The 24,975-nt window shown below is 67.7% G+C and carries 22 protein-coding genes and 1 pseudogene; 7 read left to right on the forward strand and 16 right to left on the reverse strand.

Going from position 1 to position 24,975, the window contains the following annotated elements:
• Positions 1 to 118: 118 nt before the first annotated feature.
• The 8 genes and pseudogenes from AB0M63_RS25715 to AB0M63_RS25750 form a co-directional block, all read right to left on the reverse strand.
• Positions 119 to 400: a hypothetical protein gene (locus AB0M63_RS25715; RefSeq protein ID WP_366021045.1), complete on the reverse strand. Its 282-nt coding sequence runs from the start codon at positions 398 to 400 to the stop codon at positions 119 to 121.
• A 160-nt stretch (positions 401 to 560) separates the two neighbouring features.
• Positions 561 to 842 (reverse strand): aldehyde dehydrogenase family protein, encoded by a 282-nt coding sequence (locus tag AB0M63_RS25720; RefSeq protein ID WP_366021309.1) that lies wholly within the window; start codon positions 840 to 842, stop codon positions 561 to 563.
• A 186-nt stretch (positions 843 to 1,028) separates the two neighbouring features.
• Complete coding sequence (locus AB0M63_RS25725; protein ID WP_366021046.1) at positions 1,029 to 2,270, reverse strand: cytochrome P450; 1,242 nt, start codon at positions 2,268 to 2,270, stop codon at positions 1,029 to 1,031.
• Positions 2,271 to 2,597: 327 nt separating this feature from the next.
• A complete protein-coding gene (locus AB0M63_RS25730) occupies positions 2,598 to 3,524 on the reverse strand; it encodes an SDR family NAD(P)-dependent oxidoreductase (RefSeq protein WP_366021047.1) in 927 nt (308 codons plus the stop codon).
• A gap of 201 nt (positions 3,525 to 3,725) precedes the next feature.
• A complete protein-coding gene (locus AB0M63_RS25735; protein ID WP_366021048.1) occupies positions 3,726 to 3,920 on the reverse strand; it encodes a ferredoxin in 195 nt (64 codons plus the stop codon).
• Between the two features lie 21 nt (positions 3,921 to 3,941).
• Positions 3,942 to 5,128: pseudogene (locus tag AB0M63_RS25740) on the reverse strand (FAD-dependent oxidoreductase).
• Positions 5,129 to 5,331: 203 nt separating this feature from the next.
• On the reverse strand, positions 5,332 to 6,072 hold the full coding sequence (locus AB0M63_RS25745; protein ID WP_366021049.1) for an SDR family NAD(P)-dependent oxidoreductase: 741 nt from the start codon (positions 6,070 to 6,072) through the stop codon (positions 5,332 to 5,334).
• Positions 6,073 to 6,185: 113 nt separating this feature from the next.
• Entirely contained in the window at positions 6,186 to 6,578 is a 393-nt protein-coding gene (locus tag AB0M63_RS25750; RefSeq protein WP_366021050.1) for a carboxymuconolactone decarboxylase family protein, read from the reverse strand.
• Between the two features lie 287 nt (positions 6,579 to 6,865).
• Between AB0M63_RS25750 and AB0M63_RS25755 the strand changes: the two genes are divergently transcribed.
• Together AB0M63_RS25755 and AB0M63_RS25760 are read left to right on the forward strand one after the other, a co-directional pair.
• Positions 6,866 to 8,518, forward strand: a complete 1,653-nt coding sequence (locus tag AB0M63_RS25755) for an NAD(P)/FAD-dependent oxidoreductase (RefSeq protein ID WP_366021051.1) — start codon at positions 6,866 to 6,868, stop codon at positions 8,516 to 8,518.
• 262 nt (positions 8,519 to 8,780) lie between these two features.
• Complete coding sequence (locus AB0M63_RS25760; RefSeq protein WP_366021052.1) at positions 8,781 to 9,827, forward strand: cyclase family protein; 1,047 nt, start codon at positions 8,781 to 8,783, stop codon at positions 9,825 to 9,827.
• 360 nt (positions 9,828 to 10,187) lie between these two features.
• Here AB0M63_RS25760 and AB0M63_RS25765 read toward each other — a convergent pair whose 3' ends face one another.
• The 5 genes from AB0M63_RS25765 to AB0M63_RS25785 all read right to left on the reverse strand — a co-directional run bounded on the left by AB0M63_RS25765 (position 10,188) and on the right by AB0M63_RS25785 (position 16,657).
• Positions 10,188 to 10,898, reverse strand: a complete 711-nt coding sequence (locus AB0M63_RS25765) for a TetR/AcrR family transcriptional regulator (protein ID WP_366021053.1) — start codon at positions 10,896 to 10,898, stop codon at positions 10,188 to 10,190.
• A gap of 351 nt (positions 10,899 to 11,249) precedes the next feature.
• Positions 11,250 to 13,247 carry a dehydrogenase E1 component subunit alpha/beta gene (locus AB0M63_RS25770; protein ID WP_366021054.1) on the reverse strand — a complete coding sequence of 666 codons (1,998 nt, stop codon included), beginning with the start codon at positions 13,245 to 13,247 and terminating at the stop codon, positions 11,250 to 11,252.
• Between the two features lie 386 nt (positions 13,248 to 13,633).
• Positions 13,634 to 14,746 (reverse strand): acyl-CoA dehydrogenase family protein, encoded by a 1,113-nt coding sequence (locus AB0M63_RS25775; RefSeq protein ID WP_366021310.1) that lies wholly within the window; start codon positions 14,744 to 14,746, stop codon positions 13,634 to 13,636.
• A complete protein-coding gene (locus AB0M63_RS25780) occupies positions 14,638 to 15,699 on the reverse strand; it encodes an alcohol dehydrogenase catalytic domain-containing protein (RefSeq protein WP_366021055.1) in 1,062 nt (353 codons plus the stop codon). Before AB0M63_RS25780 ends, AB0M63_RS25775 begins: the two co-directional genes overlap by 109 nt.
• A 145-nt stretch (positions 15,700 to 15,844) precedes the next feature.
• Positions 15,845 to 16,657 carry an enoyl-CoA hydratase-related protein gene (locus tag AB0M63_RS25785; RefSeq protein WP_366021056.1) on the reverse strand — a complete coding sequence of 271 codons (813 nt, stop codon included), beginning with the start codon at positions 16,655 to 16,657 and terminating at the stop codon, positions 15,845 to 15,847.
• A 164-nt stretch (positions 16,658 to 16,821) separates the two neighbouring features.
• Between AB0M63_RS25785 and AB0M63_RS25790 the strand changes: the two genes are divergently transcribed.
• From AB0M63_RS25790 to AB0M63_RS25805, 4 genes are all read left to right on the forward strand, one after another.
• Complete coding sequence (locus tag AB0M63_RS25790; protein WP_366021057.1) at positions 16,822 to 18,360, forward strand: long-chain fatty acid--CoA ligase; 1,539 nt, start codon at positions 16,822 to 16,824, stop codon at positions 18,358 to 18,360.
• Entirely contained in the window at positions 18,357 to 19,127 is a 771-nt protein-coding gene (locus tag AB0M63_RS25795) for an SDR family NAD(P)-dependent oxidoreductase (protein ID WP_366021058.1), read from the forward strand. The genes AB0M63_RS25790 and AB0M63_RS25795 overlap by 4 nt, the downstream gene beginning before the upstream one ends.
• 706 nt (positions 19,128 to 19,833) lie before the next feature.
• The gene (locus AB0M63_RS25800; protein WP_366021059.1) at positions 19,834 to 21,291 is read left to right on the forward strand and encodes an MFS transporter; all 1,458 of its coding nucleotides are present in this window, start codon (positions 19,834 to 19,836) and stop codon (positions 21,289 to 21,291) included.
• Between the two features lie 154 nt (positions 21,292 to 21,445).
• Entirely contained in the window at positions 21,446 to 21,694 is a 249-nt protein-coding gene (locus AB0M63_RS25805; RefSeq protein ID WP_366021060.1) for a transposase, read from the forward strand.
• A 163-nt stretch (positions 21,695 to 21,857) separates the two neighbouring features.
• Here AB0M63_RS25805 and AB0M63_RS25810 read toward each other — a convergent pair whose 3' ends face one another.
• From AB0M63_RS25810 to AB0M63_RS25820, 3 genes are read right to left on the reverse strand one after another with little or no spacing between them, the layout of a single operon-like run.
• Positions 21,858 to 22,052: a hypothetical protein gene (locus AB0M63_RS25810; protein WP_366021061.1), complete on the reverse strand. Its 195-nt coding sequence runs from the start codon at positions 22,050 to 22,052 to the stop codon at positions 21,858 to 21,860.
• Positions 22,053 to 22,102: 50 nt separating this feature from the next.
• Positions 22,103 to 22,726 (reverse strand): 2'-5' RNA ligase family protein, encoded by a 624-nt coding sequence (locus AB0M63_RS25815; protein WP_366021062.1) that lies wholly within the window; start codon positions 22,724 to 22,726, stop codon positions 22,103 to 22,105.
• A 14-nt stretch (positions 22,727 to 22,740) separates the two neighbouring features.
• On the reverse strand, positions 22,741 to 23,742 hold the full coding sequence (locus AB0M63_RS25820) for an XRE family transcriptional regulator (RefSeq protein ID WP_366021063.1): 1,002 nt from the start codon (positions 23,740 to 23,742) through the stop codon (positions 22,741 to 22,743).
• Positions 23,743 to 24,623: 881 nt separating this feature from the next.
• Between AB0M63_RS25820 and AB0M63_RS25825 the strand changes: the two genes are divergently transcribed.
• Positions 24,624 to 24,971, forward strand: coding sequence for an ATP-binding protein (locus AB0M63_RS25825; protein ID WP_366021064.1), 348 nt, complete (start codon positions 24,624 to 24,626; stop codon positions 24,969 to 24,971).
• The last annotated feature ends 4 nt before the right edge of the window (positions 24,972 to 24,975 follow it).

Here is a 24,975-nt window from a genome sequence, read left to right on the forward strand (position 1 = left end):
CGCGTCCCGATGCACCGCGGCCGGGGACGGATCCGGATCACGAACCGGACGCCGATCCGCCCACTCCGTACCGGAGGCCGTCGAGGAGCAGGTCGAAGGGGCGTGCTGCCCGTTCGCGTTAGTCGGGAGCGCTGGTGATCAGCGCGATGCCAGCCAGACTGAGGCCGACGTCGAACGGGCCGCTGCCCGGCCGCAGGACACCGGCGTCCGCGCCGGCGTGCAGCAGGGTGCCGAGCGCGGCGCCGAGTCTGTCCAGGGTCTCGGCGTGGATCGTGCCGGTGTAGGTACTGCCCTCGGTAAATCGCCACGGACGCCCTGAAGAAGAGCGTGCCGGGGAGGCCAGGTAGGCAAGGGTCTGTCCCAGCGCGGTCAGCCGCTGTCGTATGGGGTACTGCGGCACAGGGCGGTGGGACAGCCCGCGATGGCCGGTGCATCGGTGACCGTACTCGCTGTGCCCCGCGCCAATCGCTAGGCCGGTCGACCCCGTCATCGAGCCGGAGTGCATGGGGCACGGACGTGCCTACGACGCCTGGAGCGGTCGCGGCACGGCGGTGCCGCATTCACTCCGGCTCGATGATCGAAACGGTCTTGTGCCGCAGGAACTCGTCGATAACTGCCCGGCCGCCTTCCTTTCCGTAGCCGCTCAGCCCGGCTCCGCCGAAGGGGGTGTGGGGAAGGTTCTGTCGGGCGCCGTTGACGTAGACACCTCCCGCCTTCAGTCGCTTGGCCACACGGTGGACGCGGGTGAGGTTGGTCGACCGGATGTCATCGGCCTGGCCAGGCGGGACTACGGCGACGATCCCCAGGCAGCACGTCGGAGCCGGCCCCTGCCGTTCCAGCAGGGGCCTTCGTACCTAGACCGTCGCACACCCGCCGGGCGGCCCGACGGGTGTGGTGGGAGAAGGCACGGTGGAGGTTGACGGCCACGGTCAGCGAGAGATCACCGATCATGCGGCACGGGCCGACAGGCACCGTCCGGAGCGTCTGACCCTCGTCTCCCGCGGGCAACCCGGACGCGCCCGCGTGGGCTACCAGGCGACGGGCAGCTCGTAGATGCCGTAGGCCTGCGAGTCCTCCTTGAACTTCAGCTCCGAGAGGTCCGCGGCCATCCGCAGTGTCGGGATGCGCTTGAACAACGTGCTGAAGACCACGTGGAGTTCGACTCGGGCCAGTTGCTGTCCGACGCACTGGTGCGGTCCCCAGCTGAAGGACATGTGGTGCGCCGCCTTGCGCGTGAGGTCGAGCTTGGCCGGCTCGGGGAAGGCTTCGGGGTCCCAGTTCGCGGAGGGCAGGGCGGCGATGACGCCCTCGCCGGCTCTGATGATCTCGCCGTCGATCTCGATGTCGTCGACGACCGCGCGCCGGGCCAGCAGGTGCGGGATGGTCAGGTAGCGCAGCAGCTCCTCGACCGCGTTGGCGACGAACTTCGGGTCGTCGCTGTTCTGCCGGAGCAGCGCGAGCTGGTCCGGGTTCTCCAGGAGGACCGCGGTACCGAGGGTGATCATGTTGGCGCTGGTGTCGTGGCCGGCGACCAGCAGGATGTGCCCGAGTGGAGCAGCCTCCGACATGGCCAGATCGCCCGCTTTGACCCGCTCGGCGAGATCGGACAGTACGTCCTCGCCCGGGTTGTCCATTTTCGCTTCGATCAGGCCTGAGATGTACTCACGCAGCACCCGGGTCGTCTCCGCCGCCTTCTCCGCGCTCTTGAACCGCGCATTGGTGACTCCTGCGTGTTCCTGGAAGAAGCCGTGGTCCTCGTAGGGGACGCCGAGCATGGCGCAGATCATCAACGACGGCAGCGGCAGCGCCAGCGCCTCGTTCAGCTCGGTCGGGTTCGGTCCCTCCAGCATCCTGTCGATGAGGTCGTCGGTGATCTGCTGGATCTCGGGGCGCAGTTGCTCCATCCGGTGCCGGGTGAAGGAACTCGTCAGCATCCGGCGCCAGCGCTGGTGCTCGGCGCCGTCGGTGTTGTTGATCGACGGCTGCATCACGGCCGCGTGCGCCTTCATCGACGCGGTGGTGTGCGGATACCCGGGCGCACCGATGTTCGCGCTCAGCCGCGGGTCGGACAGCAGTTGTCGCTGGGCGGCATGGGTGGTGGCCACCCAGGGTGTGCTGCCGTCCCAGGTCTCGACCCTGCGTACGGACTTGCCCGAGTCATGCATCGCGAGAAGGCCGGGCGGCGGCGCGAAGGGGCACTCCGCCGCCCGTGGCGACGGATACTTCGGCATCTCCTCGGCCACACCGACGCCGTTCGTGTTCTCAGCCATGTCCGCACTCCTCATTTCTTCTTGACTTCGTCATCAGACGGCGATGGTCCGCGCGCCGTCGCCGTTACGTCGGCGGAACCGCCCGCCTCGCCCCACGGCGACTGCTTCGGGACGGCCTTCGAAAGTCACGCGCGGCTTCTGCTCCAGGGGAAGGCGATATGCACGGCGCAATATTACGTTGACCGGTCGGTACAATCAATGTCGCTGCGTCTTCGCCGCGACCCGGCGGGGCCGAGTCCGGCCCGGAACTTATAAGGGAGGGGGTGCCCGCGCCGGCTAAGGCGGGACACCTCCCTCCCCGCGCGCCCCGCGAGGGGACGCACCTGGCTACGGTTTCTCGCCGAGCTGATGGCCGAGGAACGCACCCGTCCACGCCATCAGGCCCGACGGGACGTAATAGTCCTTCTCGTCGTTGATCGCATCCCAGTTCGTGACGACGTCCTCGGCGGTGGGGAGGCCGCCCTCGTGCACATAGCCCGGAGTGGAGCCGATGAAGAAGCGTGCGAACCGGCCTGCGCCCGCCGCGTAGATCTCACCGTTGACCGGGCAGTCCTCGTGCGCGAGATAGGCAACGATGGGGGACACCGCCTCCGAGGTCATGCCTGCCTGCTGGGCGGCCGCGTCGGCGGCGGCCTCGTCCTCGATGCCGCCCATCCGGGTCAGCGCGGCCGGGGCGATCACGTTCACCTTGATCCCGTGGGGCTCGCCGGCCAGCCGCGCGCTGCGGGCCAGGCCGATCACACCGCCCTTGGCCGCGGCGTATGAGAGATTGTTGTCGAGCCCGAAGACACCGGCCGAGGTCGTCAGCACGACCCGCCCGTAGTCCTGTTCGACGAAGTGCGGCCAGGCGGCCTTCATGGTGTTGAAGGAACCCAGCAGGTGTACGGCGAGATGCTGTTCGAGGTTGTCGAGATCGACCTCGGGCAGACCGGCCCACCGGATGATGCCGGCGTTGTTGACGACGATGTCGATCCGGCCGAACGTCTCCAGGGCGGAGTCGACGATCGCCTTGCCGCCCTCCTCTGTGGAGACGTCGTGGGTGTCGGCGACCGCCTCGCCGCCGGCCGCCACGATCGAGTCGACCACCTTCTGCGCCGGGCCGGCGTCCGTGCCCTCGCCCGCCATCGATCCGCCGAGGTCGTTGACGACGACCTTGGCCCCCCGCTCTGCCAGCAGCCGGGCATGGGCACGGCCGATCCCTCTGCCCGCACCCGTGACGACGGCCACGCGTCCCTCGAAGCTCAACTGGTCCATCGACGACTCCTGTCGTGGTGCGCTTGTCCCGTGAAGCGCCGGTGCAGGAGCACCGGCTCCGGCTCTGGCGACTGTTCTGTGTGGTGCGCCCGCCGCCGGTCGACGGCGGGAGAAGCGGTGGCACAGGCCTTGTGCCAGATGTTGTGGGACTGCCTGAGCCTCGGCTCAGGCAGTCGTCGCCTTCCGTGCGAAGGCGGGAGGTCACGCCTCGATGCTGATCGCGAGCGCGGGGCACACGGCGATCGCGTCACGGACGCTGTCCTCCAGCTCCGGCCCCGGGCTCTCGTTCAGCAGGACGACGATGCCGTCCTCGTCACGCTGGTCGAAGACCTCCGGTGCGGCGGCGACGCACTGCCCGGCCGCGCAGCACTTCTCTTCGTCGATGACAACTTTCATGACTCTTCTCCTGGTTGGGGTTCAGGGGGTGGACGCCGGGGTTTGGAGGCTGTCGACGACCTCCTGGCGGCGCAGCCGCGTCTGTTTGGGCATGTTCCAGCCGAGGACGCCGGTCACGGCGCCGTCGCAGGTGTACCGGGCGACGAATCGCCGGGCAGCGATCTCGCCCTCGACGATCTCCACTTCGGCGTCGGCGGGGAGCATTCCGTGCACCTGGAGCTTTACGTCGAACTGGTCGGTCCAGAAGTACGGCACCGGTGCGTAGGGCCGGTCCTCGCCAAGGATCACCGCAGAGACGGCCGCCGCCTGTTCGGTGGCGTTCGTACGGTTCTCCAGCCGGAGCAGGCGGCCATAGCCCTCGTGGTGGAAGCGGGCCACGTCGCCGACCGCGTAGATCCCGTCGGCCGCGCGGCAACGGGAGTCGCACACCACACCGTTGTCGAGGGTGAGTCCGCTGTCCGCGAGCCACTGCGTCGCCGGCACCACGCCGATCGTGACGACCACGACATCGGCCGGCAGGGTCTCCCCGGTGCTCAGCTCGACTCCGGTGACCCGGCCGTCCTGGCCGGTCAGCCCCGCGCAGCCGGCACCCAGCCGCAGCCGTACGCCGCGCTCGCGGTGCAGGTCGCCCAGCAGCCCGGACACCATCGTGCCCACCTGCAGGGCCATCGGCGCGTCGAGCGGGCCGGTGAGGGTGACGTCCAGCCCGCGGGTTCGCGCGGTGGCCGCGATCTCAGACCCGAGCACGCCCTCCCCGACCACGACCAGGCGGGCCCCGGGCCGCAGGTCTGCCTTCAGGGCCAGGGCGTCGTCGAGGCTGCGCAGGACGTGCACGCCGGTCAGGCCGTCCTGCCCGGCAGGGTCCGGGCCCGGACGCCGGTCGCGATCACGATCGCGTCCGCGGACAGTTCGTGCCCGGACGCCGTCCGCACCGTGCGGGTCGGCACGTCGAGGGCCACCCCTTCCTCTCCGAGCACGAACTCGGCGTCGAGACCCGAAAGGACCTCGTCCGTCCGCAAGACCGCCCGTTCCGCCTCCCACGCGCCGGACAGGACCTGCTTCGAGAGGGGCGGCCGGTCGTAGGGCGCGTGCGGCTCGTCACCGATCACGACGACCTCGCCCGAGTACCCCTTGCGCCTCAGCGCCTCCACCGTGGTGAGCCCGGACGCTGAGGCGCCCACCACCAGGAGCCGCCCGGGGGCGGTCATGCGCCCGCCCCGGCGGCCCCCCGCAGCTCGGACAGCCGCCGGCCGCCGTCCTCGAAACCGTGCTCGATCCTCATACCGTCACTCCGTTGCAGCTTCGCGCAGCCTTGCCACGTATTTTGTGCAAATCGGTCCAAACAACTGGGCAGGACGGACCCGGTCCGAAAGATCGCCCACCCGGACTGGCCCCCCGCACCGGTCCGAGATCAGACGAGATGGCGCCCGCCGTTGACGCTGAACGTCTGACCGGTGACGTAGCCGGCCTCCTCTGACGCGAGGTACGCCACGGCGTAGGCCACGTCCTCCGGGCTACCGGCCCGCTTCATCGGCATGTGGGCGGCGGCAGCCTCGACGTCGATCGGGCCCTCGCGCACCAGCGGGGTGTCGATGAAGCCCGGGGGTACGTGATTGACCGTGATGCCCTGGTCCGCGTACTCGATGGCCAGCGCCCGGGTGAGGCTGATGACCCCGCCCTTGGAGGAGGCATAGTGCGCCATGGAAGGGGCACCGGTCTGCGCGGACGACGAGGAGATGTTGACGATCCGCCCCCAGCCCGCCTCCAGCATGTCGGGCACCAGCTCCTTCGTGACCAGGAATGGCCCCTTCAGATTGACACCGATCATGCGATCCCAGGCATCCTCCGAGATGCTCGTGAAGGGCTGGTAGGCCGTGATCCCCGCGTTGTTGACCAGGATCGACACGCGCCCCAGCTCCGCGCGGGTCCGTGCGGCCGCCTCGGCGACACCGGCGGCGGCAGCGGCGTCTCCCACGACCGCGATCGCCGTCCCGCCTGCCTCCTGGATCGCGGCCGCGGTCTTCTCGGCACCTTCGTGGTTCAGGTCCCATACGGCGACCGAGGCGCCCCTGGCGGCCAGTACCGTCGCGATGGCCTGGCCGATTCCCCGGCCGGCGCCGGTGACGACGGCGACTTTTCCTTGCAATGACATGCGCGCTCCTCATCTTGCGTGCGGTTGTGCTACCGCCCCTGGTCGGGCGGCAGTCGCATAGCCGGGGTTCGCCCCCGTGCGTTCACGCGACGCACCTCGGGCGCCGCCCTCCGTCAGTCAGGGAGGGCCTCACGGGCGGCCGTGCGCGCTGCTGTGGCGGCCGGAAAGCCCGCGTATCCAGCAGCGTGGTAGATGACCTCGGCGATCTCCTCGCGGGTCAGGCCGTTGGTGAGACCGACACGGACGTGGGTCCGCAACTCGGCCTCGGCGCCCAGCGCGATGAGTAGCCCCAGGGTGACCAGGCTGCGATCGCGCGGACTGAGCTCCTCACGAGCCCACAGCGCACCCCACACGCTGATAAGGCCGATCTCGAAGAGTTCGTCTCCGAGACGTCCGTCCCGCTGGTTGATGTCCCCTTCGGGGGACACGCCCGGCAGCGCGTCTCGCATGGCCCTGAGTCCCGCTCTGCGCAGGTCAGCCGGCTCTTCGGCATTCGTGGCCGTCATGTGCGACTCCAGTTGGCACACCGCTGGGTCCCCCGGAATGAAAGTTATACCAATCGGTCGGTACAATCAACGCCGCAGAGGCATCCGGCCTCCGAGCGGGCACCTCGCGGCCGCGCCAGGCGCACGGTACGTGATCGACACCACCCAGAGGCCGCTTCCCTGTGACGCGGCCATTGATCGAGCCAGGGCCCTGCTCTACCCTCGCCTCAATATTCGATCGACCGGTCGGATTAACAAACTCGGACTCACGCGGGCGGAGCAGCCCACCTGTTCACCATGGAGGGCAGATGAACAACACGACGAACACGACGGCATCGATTCAGGGAGGCCCGGCCGACCTGCTCGACGTCGTGGTCATCGGAGCGGGCGTCACCGGCATCTACCAGCTGTACCTGGCCCGCGAGGCGGGCCTCTCGGCGAAACTGCTGGAAGCGGGCAGCGGCGTCGGCGGTGTCTGGTACTGGAATCGCTACCCCGAGGCGCGCTTCGACTCCGAGAGCTACACCTACGGCTATCTCTTCTCCAAGGAGCTGTGGGAGGAGTGGGAGTGGTCGGAGCAGTACGCCGGTCAGCCGGAGATCGAACGCTACTTCAACTACGTCGTCGACCGCTTCGACCTGCGCAGCGACATCACCTTCAATACGAAGGTGACCTCGGCCGTCTTCGACGAGCCGACCGGCACCTGGACCGTGACGGCCGAGAACGGTACGACGGTCCGGGCACGGTTCGTCGTCGCGGCCACCGGCAACCTGTCAGTGCCCTTCATCCCCGCCATCAAGGGCCGCGAGGACTTCGGGGGCGAGCAGTACCACACCAGCCGCTGGCCCAAGCAGCCCATCGACTTCACCGGCAAGCGCGTGGCCCTCGTCGGGACAGGCTCCAGCGGCGTCCAGGTCGTGCCCGCTATCGCCGACGACGTGGCATGCCTGACTGTCTATCAGATGAAGGCAGACTGGGTCACGCCGCTCAACAACCGGCCGATCACTGACGAGGAACAGGCCGCGCTGAAGGCGGACTTCGAGCGCATCCGGGACACCCTCAGTACCTCCCCCAGTGGCTTCCTGCACGCGATGAACCCGGTGAGCGGCACGGACGTCGGCCCGGAAGAGCGCCAGGAATTCTACGAGAAGATCTGGAACAGCCCGGGCTTCACCAAGCTGACCGAGCACTACCGGGACATGACGTACAACCCGGAGATCAACGCCGAGTGGTGCGACTTCATGGCGGGGAAGATCCGCGACATCGTCAAGGACCCGAAGACGGCGGAGCACCTGGTCCCCAAGGACGGCGGCTACGGCGCCCGGCGCCCTCCGTTCGGCACCGGCTACTACGAGGCCTACAACAAGCCGGCCGTCTCCCTCGTCTCCCTGCCCGAGGAGCCCATCGTCCGGTTCACCGAGACGGGCATCGAGACCTCGGAGGGGCTGAGCGAGTACGACATCATCATCTGGGGCACGGGATACGACTTCGGCACCGGGGCGCTCAACCGGCTGGGCGTGCGCGGCCGTCAGGGTCTGGCGCTGGAGGAGTACTGGGCGGACGGCCCGCGCACCTACCTGGGTGTCGCGACGGCCGGTTTCCCCAACTTCTTCTTCCCCGGCGGCCCGCACGGCGCACTCGGCAACAACCCCCGGTATGCGGGCGACCAGGCGGACTTCACACACGACGCCATCGTCCATACGCGCGACCGCGGCTATGCCGTGATCGAGGCCAAGGCGTCCGCGGAGAAGGAGTGGACCGACCTCATGAACAGTCCCGAGAGCTTCTCCATCTTCCAGAAGGCCAGTTACTTCTACGGGGCCAACATCCCGGGCAAGGCGGTCAGCCAGCTGCTCAACCCCACCGGCCGCTGGAAGCTCCAGGAACTGATCGCGGAGGTCAAGGCGAACGACTTCAACACATTCGACCTCTCCAGGACGGAACCTGCGGCCGACGCGTGATCCGGTCGCGGCAATGTCGGACTAGGCCATGCGGGGGCCAACCCGACATAGGACCACTCGGACCAGGTGACGCACCGGCACGGGAAGAACCACCTTCCGTCGGCCTGCCGCATGGATGTCGACCGGTCTCAGTTGATTTTCGAGAACATAAAACGGTCGAGCAGCACCATGAAGTAGTTTCCGGAATTAATTGACCGATCGGTACAATCTCAATAGCATGACAGTAACGGTCGACAGAGACGTCGACAGAGGAGGCGTGATCATGACGAAGCGTTGGAAGCAGCGTCCGCCGGGCTCGACGTGGGGCGATTGGGGCGAGGACGACGAACTGGGTCGTATCAACCTGCTCACTCCCGAGAAGGTCCTCCAAGGGGTCCGCGAGGTCGAGGCCGGGGTCAGCTTCAGCCTGAGCCTGCCCCTCGACTATCCGGGCGGGACCGCGCTGAACCAGCGGCGGTACCCGCCGATCCTCAGGCCCACCGAGGACCTGGCCCACAAGCAGGACGTCTTCTACAACGTCGTCGCCCGCGAGCAGATCGACCCGCAGTTGATCGACGTGTGGTCCGACGACGTGGTCACCCTCTGGCTGCAGTACTCCACCCAGTGGGACTCCCTCGCGCACCAGGGCGCCGAGTTCGACGCGGACGGCGACGGGGTCGCCGAGCCCGTCTACTACAACGGGTTCCGTCCCGGTGAGCACCTGGTGGGACCGCAGGAGGACGCCAAGGGCGACGGCAGCGGAAGCATCAGCTTCGCCCGCAACCTCGGCCTGGAGAAGATGGCGGAGCACGGCGTCCAGGGACGCGGTGTCCTCATCGACATCGCCCACCACCTCGGCACCGACTACCAGCCGGTCAGCTTCAAGCAGTTGCAGGACATCATGACCGCGGACAACGTGGTGGTGGAGCCCGGCGACATGGTCCTGCTGCACACCGGCTTCGCCACCCAGGTCCTCGCCTGGGAGAAGAACCCGGACCCGGTGGCGATCCACCAGACCGCCGCCTACCTCGACGCGGACGACCCGGAGATCCTGAACTGGATCACCGAGTCGCAGATGTCGGCGCTGATCTCCGACAACTACGCGGTCGAGGGCGTGGCCACCACCAAGGCCCAGGGCCCGCACACCCTGCTGCCGATCCACCACCTGTGCCTGTTCAAACTGGGCGTCCCGCTGGGCGAGTTGTGGTACCTGCACGACCTCGCGGCCTGGCTCCGCGAGCACAACCGCAGCCGCTTCCTGCTCACCGCGCCCCCGCTCAACCTGCCCGGCACACAGGGCAGTCCGCTCACACCGGTCGCGACCGTCTGATACCACGGTCCATCCTTCAGCCAGCCCACGTCGATGCCCCGGAACTCCTCTTCCGGGGTATCTGTGTGTGCGGCTTCAGGCGGCTCAGCCGGCCTCGGCGAAGACGCAAAGGTGCCAGCGCGCCGTCCGCCGAAATCGAGGATCCCCGAGCCGACCGCCGTTCAGGAGAAGCGGCACTAGAGCGCCGCGCAACCAGACACGTCTTCCTCCCTCGGCCGCCAGCCTCACACCCGCTGTCACAAGCCTGTGGGGGACACTCCGGTGGCGAAACCCGCCGGTTGCCCGGACGCCTCCGGCCTCACCGGCGCGAGGAAACGCAGGCAGCAGTCGCAATCAGCCGTTGCGCGTCGGCCGGCGGCGCTACGACGGGGCCCGAGCAGACCTCTCGGCCCGGTTGATCGGCTCAGGGGTGGCGGTCTCCCTGTGGGCGAGGAACTCGCTCATACGTACCTCAAGGTCATCGAAGCCACGGGCGGGATTGGCGAAGCCTCCGAACAGGGTCGAGCAGTACTCACGCGAGAGGCAGCTGGCGTCCCACTCGCCTGAAGGATTGATCCACTTGTACGTGTGGTTGTGCAAGTTGAGGAACTGCAGGGTAGCGAGCCGCGGATCGAGCTTCCGGAAGGATCCTTCCTCCATGGCGGCCACCAGTAGCTGCTGAACGACGTCCTCGAACTCGCGGCGCTGGCCCAGAAGCCGCGACAGGTTGGCCCCGCGCAGGTTCCGGTAGTCGTGCTCGTAGACCCAGACATGGTCCAGCCGCGCCAGAATGTTCTCCAAAAGTGTCTGGGACAGCATCCGGAGCCGGAACACCGGGTCCTCGTCCAGCGCGGCGATGCGATGCGCGTTGGCGAGCATCGGGCGCATCACCCGGTCCTGGATCTCGACGAGGAGATGTTCCTTCGAGTCGATGTAGTAGTACAGCGCGCCTCGGGCCAGCCCCGCGACATTGCCCACTTCGGCAATGCCCGTGGCGGCATATCCCTTCTTGGCGAACAGTGTGGCCGCCTTGTCGATAATCTCCTGCTGCTTGGCCTCGTAGCCCGGTCCATGCCCTGGTGGTCTTGCCATAACTCCACAGTTTAGGGGCTTGAGTGCGATGATCGAAGCCCCGCACTCATCTTGGTTGTGCAGCGGCGAACGGGCGCGGAGGTCATCACCGTGTCACACTCGTCCACAGGTCGCGGAAGCGCATTCGTTTGATGTTTAGACTTTACGGTCTAATGGATGCGTGAGGCGCGGGTTTGGATTCGGTAAATCATTGACCTGCCGTTTCCGCTTCCCTAGAATTATTTTAGTCCAACGGGTGAGGTCATACATCACCACCGGTCCACACGTGGGGTCCTGCCGATTCAACCGGGCCGGGTTCGGACTTCAACAGCAAAGGTGCCTCCGGGAGGTTTCCCGGAGGCACCTTTGTGTTCAGACGGCGGCGATACGGCGCAGTGTCTCGGCGATCGTGTCCCGCGAGGGCAGCCAGACGCGCTCCAACGAGGGTGCGTACGGTGCCGGGACGGACGGCGGGGCCACCCGGGTGACCGGCGCGTCCAGGTGCCAGAACCCCTCGTCGACGGCGAGCGCGGACAGTTCGGCGCCGACGCCGAAGTCCCGCACTGCTTCGTGTGCGATGACCAGGCGGTTGGTCTTGGCGAGGGAGGCGAGGACGGTCTCGCGGTCCAGCGGGGCGATGGTGCGCAGGTCGATCACCTCGACGCTGATGCCCTCCCCGGCGAGCAATTCCGCGGCGGCCAGGCCGTCATGGACCATCCGCGACCAGGAGACCAGGGTGATGTCGGTGCCCTCGCGGATGACCTTGGCCTTGCCCAGCGGGATCAGGTGGTCGGCTGAGGGGCGCGGGCCCTTGAGGCCGTACTGGAGGCGATTCTCGACGAATACGACCGGGTTCGGGTCCTGGATGGCGGCGCGCAGCAATCCATAGGTGTCGGCCGGGGTTGAGGGCATGACCACGGTCAGCCCGGGGATGTGCGCCAGGATGGCTTCCAGGCTCTGGGAGTGCTGGCTGCCCGAGGAGCGGCCCGCGCCGAACTGGGTGCGCACGACCAGCGGCATGGAGGCCCGGCCGCCGGTCATGAAGCGCAGTTTGGCGGCCTGGTTGAGGAGCATGTCGAGGCAGACGCCGATGAAGTCCATGTACATGATCTCGACCACCGGCTTCATGCCGGCCATGGCCGCCCCCACCGCCGTACCGACGACGGCGCTCTCACTGATCGGCGTGTCCCGCACCCGGCCCGGGAAGGCCTGCGCCAGCCCCCGGGTGAGTCCGAAGACGTTGCCGCCCGCGCCGACGTCGATCCCGGCGACGAACACGCTGGGATCGGCGGTGAGTTCATGCTCAAGGGCCAGTCGTACGGCGTCCATGGACCGGAAGATCTCGGCGTCGGCCGGCAGCGGGGCCGGCTCGGGTATGTGGACGCGCGGTGCGGAGACGTAGTCGTGCAGGGTCTCGGGGGCGGGCTCCGGCAGGCTCCTCGCCCAGTCGATCGCCGCCTCGATCTCCTTGTCGATCTCCTTGTCGATGGCGTCGACCTGGGACGTGCTCATCCCAGCAGCCGCCAGATGCCGGCGGGCCACCAGGAGCGGGTCGCGTTCCTTGGCGGCGGCGACCTCCTCGGCGGGGCGGTAGCGCTCGGGGTCGCCCTCGTAGTGGCCGTGCCAGCGGTAGGTCTCCGCCTCCACCAGGACCGGACCGCCCCCCTGCCGGATCCGCTCCACCACATCGGTCATCATCCCGGCCACGGCCAGCACGTCGTTGCCGTCGATGTGTGCATAGCCGATGCCGTACCCGGCGGCGCGTGCTGAGAGCGGGGCGCGGTGCTGCTCGGAGGCGGGGGAGAACTCGGAGTAGTGGTTGTTCTCGCAGAGGAAGACGACCGGCAGATCCCATACGGCGGCCAGGTTCACGGCCTCGTGGAACATGCCCTGGGCCACCGCCCCGTCCCCGAAGAACGCCACCACCACATCGCCGACGGCGCGCAGTTTGGCCGCTGTGGCCGCGCCCGCGGCGATGGGCAGACCCGCGCCGACGATGCCGTTGGCGCCGAAGATGCCCAGACCGGGATCGGCGATGTGCATGGAACCGCCGCGGCCGTGGCAGGTGCCCTCTCCCTTGCCCATCAGCTCCGCCATCATCGGGGCCACGTCCAGCCCCTTGGCCAGCACATGCCCGTGGCCGCGGTGGGTGGAGGTGATCCCGTCGCTGTCACGCAGCGGCCAGCAGGCGCCGACGGCGCTCGCCTCCTGGCCGATCGACAGATGCAGGAAGCCCGGGATCTCGGTGGCCTTGTAGAGCTCCGAAGCCCGCTGCTCGAACCTGCGGATGCGGCGCATCCGCCGGTACATTTCCAGAAGTTCATTCGCATGCGTGGATTCCACGCCGGTGAACTGCGGTGCCACAGTCATGTGCGTCCTCGCTACACTCACGCAGGCGATGCCGCCAAAGGCACCGCCTCAGCCATCATTTAATGTACCGATCGGTCCAGTGAACCGCGGATGGTCGGATCGCTGCTGCACCGGCCGGGGAGATGCGGCTACTCCGCGGCCCCCGTCAACGGCCTGGGGCGGGCAGTCGGACTCGCCAAAGGGGTGCTCTGCCACTCCATCGGCTCAAAGAACGGGATTCGGAGCGGCCGGCCATGACCGGGAGGCCATGGAGGAGGCCGGGGCCTTCGAGCGCGAGCGGCCGGGCTCCCACTCGATCCGGAGGCCGACCGTGCGCCTTCCGGCAGGAGGCTGATCCGGCCCGGCGGTGTCTCACTTACCACCGCCGGAGGGAGCAGCGTCGGGGCTCATGCCCCTCGCACCAGGTCCCTGGCGATGACATTGCGCTGGATCTCGTTGGTGCCCTCGCCGATCTCCAGGATCTTGGCATCGGCGTAGAAGCGGGAGATCTCGGACTCTCGTATGTACCCGTAGCCGCCGTGGATCTGCACCGCCTGGGAGGCTGCCCGGTTGGCCACCTCAGAGGCGTACAGTTTCGCCATCGCAGACTCCGTGGCGTGCGGGCGGCCCTGGTCGGCGAGCCAGGCGGCACGGTAGACCATCCACCGGGCGGCCTCGAACTCCGTACCGATGTCGGCGATCTTGTGTGCCACAGCCTGGAAAGCGGCGAGTGGGCGTCCGAACTGCTCGCGTTCCCTGGCGTGTTGGATCGCGAGCGCGCGTGCCGCCTTCGCCAGCGACATGCTGAGCGCGGCCACGCTGATACGGCCCTTGTCCAGGACGGACAGGAACTGACGCAGTCCTCCGCCCTCGTCGCCGATCAGGTGGTCGTCCGGTACGAAGCAGTCGGTGAAGACCAGTTCCCGGGTGTCCATGGCGTGCCAGCCGAGCTTCTTCAGCTTGCGGCCCACGGTGTATCCGGGCGTGTCCGTCGGAATGTAGAACGTGGCGAACCGCTTGCGTCCCTCGTCGTCCCGTCCCGTGACCGCCAGCAGGGTCACGCCCTGGCTGATGTCCGTACCGGCGTTCGTGATGAACATCTTGGTGCCGTTGATGACCCAGCCCCCGTCCGCCCGGCGGGCGGTGGTGGTGATGCCGGCCGCGTCGGAGCCGGCGTCGGGCTCGGTCAGGCCGAAGGCTCCGAGGGCCTCGCCCCGTGCCAGGGGCGCCAGCCAGCGGTGCTTCTGCTCCTGGGTGCCGTAGGCGAGCAGGGGCAGGGTGGCGATCGTGGAGTGCGCGTTCCACGTCGAGGCCACGGACTGGTCGGCCGCGCCGAGTTCCTCCATCACCGCCACGTAGGACACCATGTCGGATCCGGCGCCGCCATACTCCTCGGGCACGAGCATGCCCATCAGGCCGAGTTCGCCGAGCTTGGTGAAGATGTGGGTGGGGAACTGCTCGTTCTCCGACCAATCGGACGCGTGCGGAGTGATCTCGCGAGCGGCGAACTCACGGACCATCTGTTGCAGCGCCTGCGTTTCTTCAGGCAGGTCGAAATCCATGTCACAGTCCCTTCGGGGTCAACAGAACCTTGAGATGAGAGGCCCGGTCCCTGGCCAGGTCCTCGAAGACCCAGGCACCGTCGTCCAGCGAATACCGCCCGGTCAGCAGCGCCGAGGCGTCCAGGCGCCCGGTGCTCATCAGGTCGATGACCCGGGGGGATGTCGAAGTTGTAGCCGAGGGTGCCAAGAACGGACCGCTCGTAGAAGACGAGTTGTCCCATGTCGACCTCGACGCTGCCATGGCCGACGCCGGCGAGGACGACTCGGCCGCCGCGCCGGACGGTGGTAACCGCCTGGGCGGCGAGCGAGGCCACTCCGGTCGCGTCGATCACCACGTCCGGACCGATACGGCCGGTGCGCAGGAACACCTCGCGCCGTACGTCCGTCTTCCGCGGGTCGAAGGCTTCGGTCACGCCGAGGTCCAGGAGTTCCTCCCGGCGTCCCTTCAGCGGCTCGCTCACGAAGAGGCCCGCAGCTCCGGCCAGTCGGGCCGCGAGCACGACGGCGAAGCCGATCGGGCCGCCGCCGACCACGAGGACGTTGTCGCCGGGGCGGACGCCGGCCCAGGTCACCGCGTGCAGGCCGACCGCGAGGGGTTCCGCCAGGGCGGCCATCTCGTCGGTGACGTTGTCGGGCAGGCGGGTCAGCCCGGCCAGGGGCACGGTGACGCGCTCCGCGAACGCGCCCGGGGAGGCGAGGCCGACGGAGCCGCTCCTGGGACAGATGTGGTACTCGGCGCGCACGCACCAGTAGCAGGTGCCGCAGCTCCAGACCGGGTCCGCGGTCACCCGGTCACCGATCTCGAAGCCGGGTACTTCGCTGCCCAGGGCAAAGACGGTTCCGCTGAACTCGTGTCCCAGGGCCAGCGGCGACTCGGCTCCGGTCAGCGGATGCGGACCGGTCCGGATCATGTGCGGCCCTTCGAGGAATTCGTGCAGGTCCGTGCCGCACACTCCGCACCAGGAAACTCTATGACCGCCTCATGCGGTTCCGGTACCGACGGGTCGGGCACCTCCTCCAGCCGAAGGTCCCGAGCACCGTGCCAGCGCAGCGCCTTCATACCTTCCGCTCCTTCGTGTCGTCGTGGTCCGCATCGCCACCGAAATGCGCCTTCCCAGGGCCGTGTTCGATGAAGGAACGGAGTCCGGTGGCCGCGTCCGCCGTACTGAAGACGCCGGTGAACAGGGACCGCTCCAGCGCGAGTCCGGCCGACACCGCCGTGTCGGCACCGTGGTCCACGGCCTCCTTGACCGCCTCCAGGGCCGCGGCCGGTCCTTCGGCGAGGATCCGTGCGTAGCCGAGCGCGCTTTCAAGCAGCTGGTCGGCTGGGACGACCTCGTCCACGAGACCGATCCGCAGGGCCTCCTCGGCTCGGACATTGCGGCCGGTCATCAGCAGGTTCTTGCTCCGGGCAGGACCGAACAGACGACGGGTCAGCCGCTGCGTGCCGCCGGAACCGGGGATGATGCCGAGCAGCACCTCGGGCTGCCCGAGCACCGCGTCCTCGGCCGCCACCCGGTAGTCGGCGGCGAGGGCCAGTTCCAGGCCGCCGCCGAGCGCGTATCCGGTGATCCCCGCCACCACCGGCATCGGCAGCCGGGCCACCTCGTCGAACGTCCGCTGCAGGGCGCGGTTCCAGCCGCGGATCTCCTCCGGACCCATCGCGGCCAGAGCCTTGATGTCGGCACCGGCCGCGAAGAGGCGCTCACCGCCGTAGAGCACCACGGCCCGCACGGCACGGGCGTCCGCCAGATCACGCGCCGCAACCCCCAGCTCTTGGCGCTGCACGGAGTCGAAGGCGTTCAGCGGCGGATTGGTCAGTCGCAGCACGACAACCGGGCCGTGGGCTTCCAGACGGACACGTGACACGGAAAACCCCTCCTCGACGAGAACCGTCTGATCGACGGTTGTAGGTGACAGCGGAGCGTCGTAAAGTGCCGCTACCAGTTTTATAGACCAATTGGTACACGAAAACTTTTCAGCGGACAACCGACCAGTCGGAACATTGCCGGTCACCGAACAAGAGAGTCGCCGTGGACAATTTCGCGAGCATCCTCGACTACCACGCGGGCCAACGGCCCGAGGCCGTGGCCGTGGTACAGGACCAACGGCGCCTGACGGTGCGCGCACTACACCGACGGGTCAACGAGCTGGCGGACGCCCTCACCGGGCTCGGCGTGCGCCGGGGTGACATCGTCGGGCTGCTGCTCTACAACCGGCCCGAGTTCCTGGAGCTGGTGTACGCCGTCAACCGGATCGGCGCCGTGTTCCTGCCGCTGAACTACCGGCTGTCGGGGGACGAATGGCAGTACATCCTGGACCACTCCCGGGCCAAGGTGATCGTGACCGAACCGGAGTTCGTCCCTGCGGTGGACCGGATCGCCACGGCACTGGCCGCCTTGGACAACCGCGTCCAGGTCGGAGAGAGCCCCACGGCCCCCGGGTGGAGCGGTTACAACGACCTTCTCGCCCGGCACCGCGACGCGGTGGTGGAGCCCGTGGACGTGGAGCCGGGCGACCTGCAACGGCTGATGTACACCTCCGGCACCACGTCGCGGCCCAAGGGTGTGTGCATCACCTACGGGAACCTGCAGGCGAAGAACCTCGCACACATCGTCCACTTCGGCCTGACCGCCGCGGACACGACCCTGGTGTGCGGCCCGCTCTACCACGTGGGCGGTCTGGACATGCCGGCCCTCGGGGTCCTCTACGCAGGCGGCAGCGTCGTGCTCCACCGCAAGTTCGACCCGGTGGGCGTCCTCAGGGCGATCGAGGAGCAGCGCGTCACCAATCTGTGGCTCGCACCCGCCATGGTCAACTCAGTACTGGAGGTCCCCGACCGGGAGTCGTACGACACCAGCTCGGTCCGCTTCATCCTCGGCGGCGGCGAGAAAACCCCCGAACCGGTGCTACGGAGGGTCATGACCGCGTTCCCCAACGCCTGGTTCGCCGACGCCTACGGCCTCACCGAGACCGTCTCCGGCGACACCTTCCTCGACCGTGAGCACTGCCTGTCGAAACTCGGCTCGGTCGGCCGTCCGGTGCCGCACACGCGCGTACGGATCGTCGACCACAAGGACCGGGAGGCGCCCGTCGGCGAGTTCGGAGAGATCACCTTGCGCGGCCCGAAGGTCTTCGCCGGATACTGGCGCGACGAGAAGGCCACGGCGGCGGCCCTGAGGGACGGCTGGTTCCACACCGGCGACATCGGACACCTCGACGAGGACGGCTTCCTCTACATCGACGACCGCAAGAAGGACATGATCGTCTCCGGCGGCGAGAACATCGCCACGCCCGAGGTGGAGCGCGTGCTCTACGACCACCCGGCCGTCCTGGAGGCCGCTGTGGTAGGCCTCGCACACTCCCGTTGGGGAGAGGTGCCGCGCGCTTTCGTTGTCTTCCGCCCCGATATGAAGGTGGAGGCGGAGGAACTCCGGGAGTTCTGCCAGGCGCGGTTGGCCAAGTTCAAGGTGCCCGCCCGCTTCGAGATCGTCGACGAACTCCCGCGCACTCCCTCGGGGAAGGTCCTCAAGCGGAACCTGCGCAATCTGCCGACGGAGGGCAAGGCATGACCGACGTGACAAGCGATCTGCGCCTCGACGGGAAGACGGTCTGGGTGACCGGCGCCGGAAAGGGGCTCGGACGAGCCATGGCCGTGGCCCTCTCCCAGGCCGGAGCCGACCTGGCCGTCACGGCACGCACAGTCGGCGACCTGGAACAACTGGCCGGCGAACTCACCGTCCACGGGGGCAAAGTACTGGTCCTGCCCGGCTGCGTGGCCGACTCGGACGCCGTGCGGAGCACGGTCGGCCGGATCACCGAAGGGACGGGCCGCCTCGACGCGGTGATCAACTGCGCCGGTGTCAGCCCGCACTTCACCCGGAGTGAGCGAGTCACGGACGAGGACTGGCAGCAGGTTCTCGACGTCAACCTCCAGGGCACCTTCTACTGCTGCCGGGAGGCCGGCAAGGTGATGCTGGAGCAGGGCTCGGGCTCGATCGTCAACGTCTCTTCGGTGCACGCCCGCACCGGCTTCGAGCGGATCGCCGCCTACGCGGCCAGCAAGGGCGGGGTCGAGGCGCTCACCAAGGCCCTCGCCGTCGAGTGGGCTGACCGCGGGGTCCGTGTCAATGCCCTCGCGCCCGGCTACTTCCACACCGACCTCAGCTCCGGCCTGCTGGCCAGCCGCTGGGGCGAACGCATCGTCGACAGCACCCCGTTGGGCCGGGTCGGCGAGGCCGAGGAACTGGGCGGCGCTGCGGTCTTCCTCGCCTCTGACGCATCCCGGTATATGACTGGCACCACGATCACCGTGGACGGTGGCTGGACGGCCTGGTAACGCAGCCAGGAGTCACAAGACAGGCGCATACGCACGGCTGAGAGGCGGTCGGTGAACCGTCCCTCAGCCATGCTGGGAACACAATCTGGGAGGACCGGGCGTCGGTATGGCCAAGAAGTCGCTGGTCACATTGACGACTAAGGTACCCCGCCAATGGCTCTCCTCAGATCGAGGGTCCTTTTTTTGGCCAATAGATTGATTGTACCGACCGTTAGGTCTACTTTACGGGCAGCCGCATCGCTGCTGCCAGGAGAGACCCGTATGTTCAACGAAGATCATGCGCGGATCGGGAGCACCACCACCCCTTCCCGCCTCGGCCTCCGGATTCCGACACCTCGGCCCGCACCCGGGCTCCCAGCCGTAACCCGCGGCTCCACCGCCCCGATGCGTCCGCGCGACCGTTGCCGCGTCCCAGCGCTCCGACGGCGTACCGCCCGGCCGCCCCATCGTCTGAAGCAGGCGGTCGAAGCCCCGCCGACATGAGCCGTGGTTCGGCGTCGGCCTCCATCCGGCAGGACTCCGCGCAAGCCCGCCGGTCCGCCTGAACAAGAAGCACAAGGCCGTGCCCCGGCCGCGCCCTTCCTACGGGTCCGCGGTCCCACGCAACGGCGCAATCCCCCGGGAACCGATCCTGTGCCGGACGTCCGATATGGCCGCCCGGACTGGAGCACGGCCCGGACCTCCGTTCACCCTCGGAAGGGCTTCCATGTCCCAGACACAGACCGCGCCACCCCAGATGCCCGAAAGATCCCGCTCCGCCACGCGCAATGGGCTCATTGTGGCCGCCCTGCTGTGGTCGGTTCAGCTGGTGTCGCTCGTCGCCGCCCTGTCCGGCACCACCCAGGCCGCGATCGCGATCCACTTCCAGACCACCCAGATCGCCTGGTTCACCCTGATGACCCTGCTGACGGGCACGTTCTTCTTGCCCTTCGTCATCAAGGGGGCTGCGCTGTTCGGCAAGCGGCGGGCACTGCTCGTCGCAACTGGCCTGGGCTTCGCCGGGGACCTGGTGGCCGCCATGGCCACCGACTACCGCACTCTGCTGATCGGTCGGGGCATAGCCGGCATCTACATCGCGGCCACCCCGCTCGGCTACGCCATCACCCGTGACATCTTCCCGCGCCGGTGGGTTGGTCTCGCCAACGGCATCATGGCGGGCGGCGTGGGCCTGGTCGCCTTCGGCGGACCGTTCCTCTCCGGCTGGCTGCTCGACAACCACGGCTTCCGTGGCGTGCTGTGGTTCCTGGCCATCAGTACGGCCCTGAGCTTCGCACTGGTGGCTCTCCTCGTCCCGGAGAGCCCCGTGCGTGAACGAGGCGGCCGGATGGACTGGGCCGGGGGCATCCTCCTCGGCGGTGGGGTGACCCTCATTATCTACGGCGTGGGCGAGGGCTCGGAGTGGGGCTGGGGCAGCGGCAAGTTCATCGGCTTCATGGCCGGCGCCGTGGTCGCGCTCGTCGTGTTCCTGCTCGTCGAACGCCGCGTCGCCGAGCCGCTGTTCCCGCTGGCCATGGTGCGCCGCCGACCGGTGTGGACCGCCCTGCTGGCCACCGCGGTGGCGGCCGGTGCGCTCAACGCGGTCGGTGTGGTGATCCAGCTGCTGGTGCTGATGCCGAAGATCCCGCATGTCTCCGAAGGACTGGGCTGGTCCGGCACCCACAACGCCATCGTCACGAGCCCGATCAGCGCCATGATCATCGTGGGTGCCATCAGTACCGGCTCCGTCGCGCGCCGCATAGACAGCCGCATCCTGCTGGGTCTGGGCGTGGCCCTGGCCGTCATCGGCTACGGCATCGGCACGCAGTACCACTCGACCGCAGGCCAGATCATCTCCTGGGGCGTGGTCGCGGGGCTCGGCACCGGTGTGGTCGTCGCGGTCGTGCCCATCATGGTCATCGAGGTGGTCAGCCCCGAGGAGCAAGCGTTGGCCAACGGCGCCCAGAACCTGGTCCTGGGCGTGGCCCAGATCATCGTCTCCCAGCTGGCCTACGTGGTGATGGCACAGCACGGCATGGTCCTCAAGGGAACTCAGTTCTACCTCGACAAGGGTTTCACCAACGGAATCTGGCTGGTCATCGGATGCTGCACGCTGGGCGGACTTCTCGTCGCCCTCGTACCGAAGGCCGAACGCCTCGACGACGCCGAGGTCGGCCAGGCCGCCTGATCCGACCGGGCTCCCGCACCGCGCGGAGCGGTGCGGGAGCCCGGTCAGGCGTCCTGTACTGAACCGCTCCGGGATCGGTGGAGCTGGTATGCCCCGGTTCTGAGGGAGTCGGGTTGCTGGACAATTGACGATCCAGCAGCCTTCGGAGGCCGTGATGCCCCGCAGCTATCCGCCCGAGTTCCGCCGCAAGGTCCTCGATCTCGTCGCGTCCGGGAGGAAGGTCGCCCAGGTCGCCCGACTCCTCGGCATCAGCGACCAGACGATCTATGTCTGGCGCCGTCAACACCTCATCGATACGGGACAGTTGCCCGGCACGACCAGCACCGGCCTGTCCGAGCTAGCCACGGCCCGCAAGCGCATCGCCGAACTGGAGTACGAACTCCGTCCCCCACCGGTAGCTTGAAACCAAGTAACTTGACTCCACCCACCTCGGGACAGTCCGGGAGCCTCCATCAGACTCGGAGCAGTTCACTGAGCACGGGCTGCCGGGCTGCGGCTCTGTCGGGCGATGTGGCCACCTAACGTTGGAGGTCACATCCACCTGGCGGCTACCCCGCCGGATCCTCCTACGCGTGACGCACCGCCAACTTCACCTCCTGCTCCACCTCGTACCGCGACATGCCTACGCTCTCGCGCCCCGCGTACTCGGTCACCGCGGACTGGAAGGCGACGGCCGCCTCTCTCCACGCCCGCCACTGCGCCTCGTACTTCTCGCCGATCAGTCCGGCGAGCCTCGCCCGCTCGCCCTCGGCGGAAGGCAACGGAACTCGTTGCGTACCCGTGGATTCGTCAGGAAGCGGGGCAGGGGACGTTAGCCGAGTGGCACGTTCGCGAAGGTCTCCCACTCGTACATCTGGTTGTCCCGGTGGATCACGATGAGCTCCGCGCTGGAAATGAGTGCACGCGCCGGAGTCGCGCCGAGATTGGTAAGGATCTGCGCGATCGGTTCGGTGGGTCCGTCGCTGGCGCTGTAGGCCACGGACACGTGCGGGGTGAAGCCTTCAGCTCTCTCCGGAACCTGTCCGAGGACATCCCCGATGGCGTCCCGGATGGCGTTCCTGACGGCGCGGACAGGACTGTCAGGGTGGACGTGCAGGAGCACGGCCTCGGGGTCCAGTACGGCCGGCCCGATCTGGACATCGAAGGACGGAATGGAAGCCAGCTGCGTCTGGGCTGCATCCACGATGTCGTGGACGTCCTGCTCTTTGGTCGCGCCAACGAAACCGATGCCCTGCATCGTCAGGTGCAGCCACCTGTCTGGGATCGGAGTAAAGGCGTCTCCAAGCGGAGCGAGCGCGGACCGGTACTGGGCGGCAAGCCGGTGTACGTCGTCCTGACCCTCGAATGTCAGGTGCCAGGTGTAGAAGCGGCGGCCTATGCTCCAGCCAGGTCGCCACCACCAGTGGTTCCGCATGGGCTCGGGTTGAGTGCTCATAGCTAACGATCAAATCAGGCGGAGCCCTCCCCTGGCGAGAGTGCGAGATGTCGCGGAGCTGAGTTCACGCAGAACGCTTCGATTGCTTGTCTCAGCCCAACGGTCGCAGTACCGCTGGCAGATGGCTGGCCGATGCCGGAGCTGAGTTCGCCGAGGCGGCGAGTGACAGGAGCCAGACGGTGATCCGGTGGCAGTGCCAGAACAGGAGCAAGGGCTTCTAGAGCGCCTTCCGCCTCACCAGCGGCTATGTGTGCTGCTGCCTGACTGATGTGGATCTGTGCCTCGGTGCCGTATGCCCTGACCGGTTGCACAGACAAGAGCGCGAGGGCGTTGTCCGCAGATCGCAAGGCATCAGAGGGGCGACCGACACGCAACTGGACTGCTGCCGCGTAGTTCTCCTGCCGAGCGGGGTGGCAGGAGAAAATGCCTCCGATCTCGTCGTTGCCGCCCATTGCGACGCGCGCGTCGTCGGCATGGGCGAGCGCCGCCAGGGCCTCGTCCTGAGCACCCAGCTCAGACCAAGCATCGGCTTCCTGGCAGGCGAGGAGCACTGCAACCGTTCCCGTGGTGCGGTATGTGCTGCCACGCCGCGCGAAGTTGATCGCCTCACGAAGGCGGCCGTCCCAGAACGCCACTTTGGAGCGAGTCGAAAGGACCCAAGCACGCAGGTCGTTGTGTCCTGATAGCTCGGCGCACAGCCACGCGGTCCGACCTTGCGTCTCCGCATCGCGCAGTTGTCCCAAGTCGGAAGACATCCACGCCAGGAGCCCGCACAGGTAGCCGGCTGCGACATACAGGTCCACCGATTGGCGAGGATACTGATGTCCCTCAAGGAGCGCGAAAACGCGGTCGCGTAGCGCCCGGGTCCGGATGAAGAGCGGAACCGGATCTGAGGTCAGGTAGTCGGACGCGAGCATCCGCGTCTCGGCCAGTAATTGTTCGAGGGCGATGTCGCCGACGTTCGCGGCTTCCGCCCACTGTGCCCAGGACGCAGACTCGTCGGCGGCGAGACGCACGAGATCGGTCCCCGCAGCTTCGGACGATGTATCCGTGAGCGATGACGCGGATGGTGGGACTGTCGAATCGATAGCTGACGGGCGATGAGTAAGCAGGCTCAGGTCTGCCTCGGGCAACGCACGCCGATCCTCCAAGTCCAACAGGTCCTCTACGCGGCACGAGAAGGCACCCGCCATGGCGAACAGGACCGGGAAGCTGGGGCGGCGCGAGGATGGACCCGGCCATTTCTCCCACTTGCCTACGAGGGAAGCGTCGGCAGCCACAGACTCGCCGGGGCGTCGGAAGCTTGCCTGCGTGATGCGGTCTGCTGCCTCTTGAAGTGTCCAACCACGGGCATGCCGCCACGCTTCTCTGGGACGCATCCTGAATCGAGCGCGCATCTCAATAGCAATATCGGTGAGTGCGCATCCGGCAGTGGCCATGTCCTGGCGGAGGGCATCCCGGTCTGCCTTGGAACCAGGTTTCGAGGGGGCGTTCATGGGCGTGCTCCCTATGCGGTGTCGTGAACTCAAGGTAGCCGCGTCATCGATCAATCGGTGGGCCTGAACCGGGAGAACGGGGATATGCAGCCCAACTGATCGTCCAAATAAGGCGATTGCTCCTGGTCGGCGCGTCGGTGTGCGTCCAAAAAAGTTGGTCACGCGTGCCCGCGACGCCGACTGACCTTATTGAAAGCGTAGGAGCCCGCACCAGCACCCCGGCGAGGCAGCCCCCGGCTACTGACTCCTGGAAGCTGATCGCCAAATTGAGGACGCATGGAGAAATCGGCATGACTTCGGTTGCGATCATCGCGCGTACACGCCCCAGAATCCCCCCTCTTCCTCGGGCGTACCCCGGACTCGACCTGTCCTTCGAGCGAGGCGCGGGCTCCACGGCCGGCGTGATCGCCGATGCAGACCGAGCTGTGCCGCGTCGCGCACGCGTCATCGTCCGTGCCGGGCTGCGTTATTGGGGTCGGCCGGAACTCATCGAGTCCGCCGATCTGCTCGTGACCGAGCTGGTCACGAACGCGTTCGAGCACGGTCGTGGTGATGTCGGTCTTCGTGTGTATCTCACCGATACGCATCTCCTGATCGAGGTGCGGGACGGCTCTCATGAAATCCCCGTGCCCGGCACTGCCGGCCTCGACGACGAGGACGGCCGTGGTCTCTTCCTCGTCGCTGCCATCGCCGACGTCTGGGGTTTCAGCTCTGACGGCACGACGGCCTGGTGCTCCCTCCCTCTTTGAGAAG

Origin of the sequence: Streptomyces sp. NPDC051576 (assembly GCF_040681835.1) — a bacterium.
GTDB lineage: Bacteria > Actinomycetota > Actinomycetes > Streptomycetales > Streptomycetaceae > Streptomyces.

Coding starts and splice junctions, on each gene's coding strand:
- AB0M63_RS25725 (WP_366021046.1), bottom strand. CDS start 2,270: ATGGCTGAGAACACGAACGGCGTCGGTGTGGCCGAGGAGATGCCGAAG.
- AB0M63_RS25730 (WP_366021047.1), bottom strand. CDS start 3,524: ATGGACCAGTTGAGCTTCGAGGGACGCGTGGCCGTCGTCACGGGTGCG.
- AB0M63_RS25735 (WP_366021048.1), bottom strand. CDS start 3,920: ATGAAAGTTGTCATCGACGAAGAGAAGTGCTGCGCGGCCGGGCAGTGC.
- AB0M63_RS25745 (WP_366021049.1), bottom strand. CDS start 6,072: ATGTCATTGCAAGGAAAAGTCGCCGTCGTCACCGGCGCCGGCCGGGGA.
- AB0M63_RS25750 (WP_366021050.1), bottom strand. CDS start 6,578: ATGACGGCCACGAATGCCGAAGAGCCGGCTGACCTGCGCAGAGCGGGA.
- AB0M63_RS25755 (WP_366021051.1), top strand. CDS start 6,866: ATGAACAACACGACGAACACGACGGCATCGATTCAGGGAGGCCCGGCC.
- AB0M63_RS25760 (WP_366021052.1), top strand. CDS start 8,781: ATGACGAAGCGTTGGAAGCAGCGTCCGCCGGGCTCGACGTGGGGCGAT.
- AB0M63_RS25765 (WP_366021053.1), bottom strand. CDS start 10,898: ATGGCAAGACCACCAGGGCATGGACCGGGCTACGAGGCCAAGCAGCAG.
- AB0M63_RS25770 (WP_366021054.1), bottom strand. CDS start 13,247: ATGACTGTGGCACCGCAGTTCACCGGCGTGGAATCCACGCATGCGAAT.
- AB0M63_RS25775 (WP_366021310.1), bottom strand. CDS start 14,746: ATGGTCCGTGAGTTCGCCGCTCGCGAGATCACTCCGCACGCGTCCGAT.
- AB0M63_RS25780 (WP_366021055.1), bottom strand. CDS start 15,699: ATGATCCGGACCGGTCCGCATCCGCTGACCGGAGCCGAGTCGCCGCTG.
- AB0M63_RS25795 (WP_366021058.1), top strand. CDS start 18,357: ATGACCGACGTGACAAGCGATCTGCGCCTCGACGGGAAGACGGTCTGG.
- AB0M63_RS25800 (WP_366021059.1), top strand. CDS start 19,834: ATGTCCCAGACACAGACCGCGCCACCCCAGATGCCCGAAAGATCCCGC.
- AB0M63_RS25805 (WP_366021060.1), top strand. CDS start 21,446: ATGCCCCGCAGCTATCCGCCCGAGTTCCGCCGCAAGGTCCTCGATCTC.
- AB0M63_RS25815 (WP_366021062.1), bottom strand. CDS start 22,726: ATGAGCACTCAACCCGAGCCCATGCGGAACCACTGGTGGTGGCGACCT.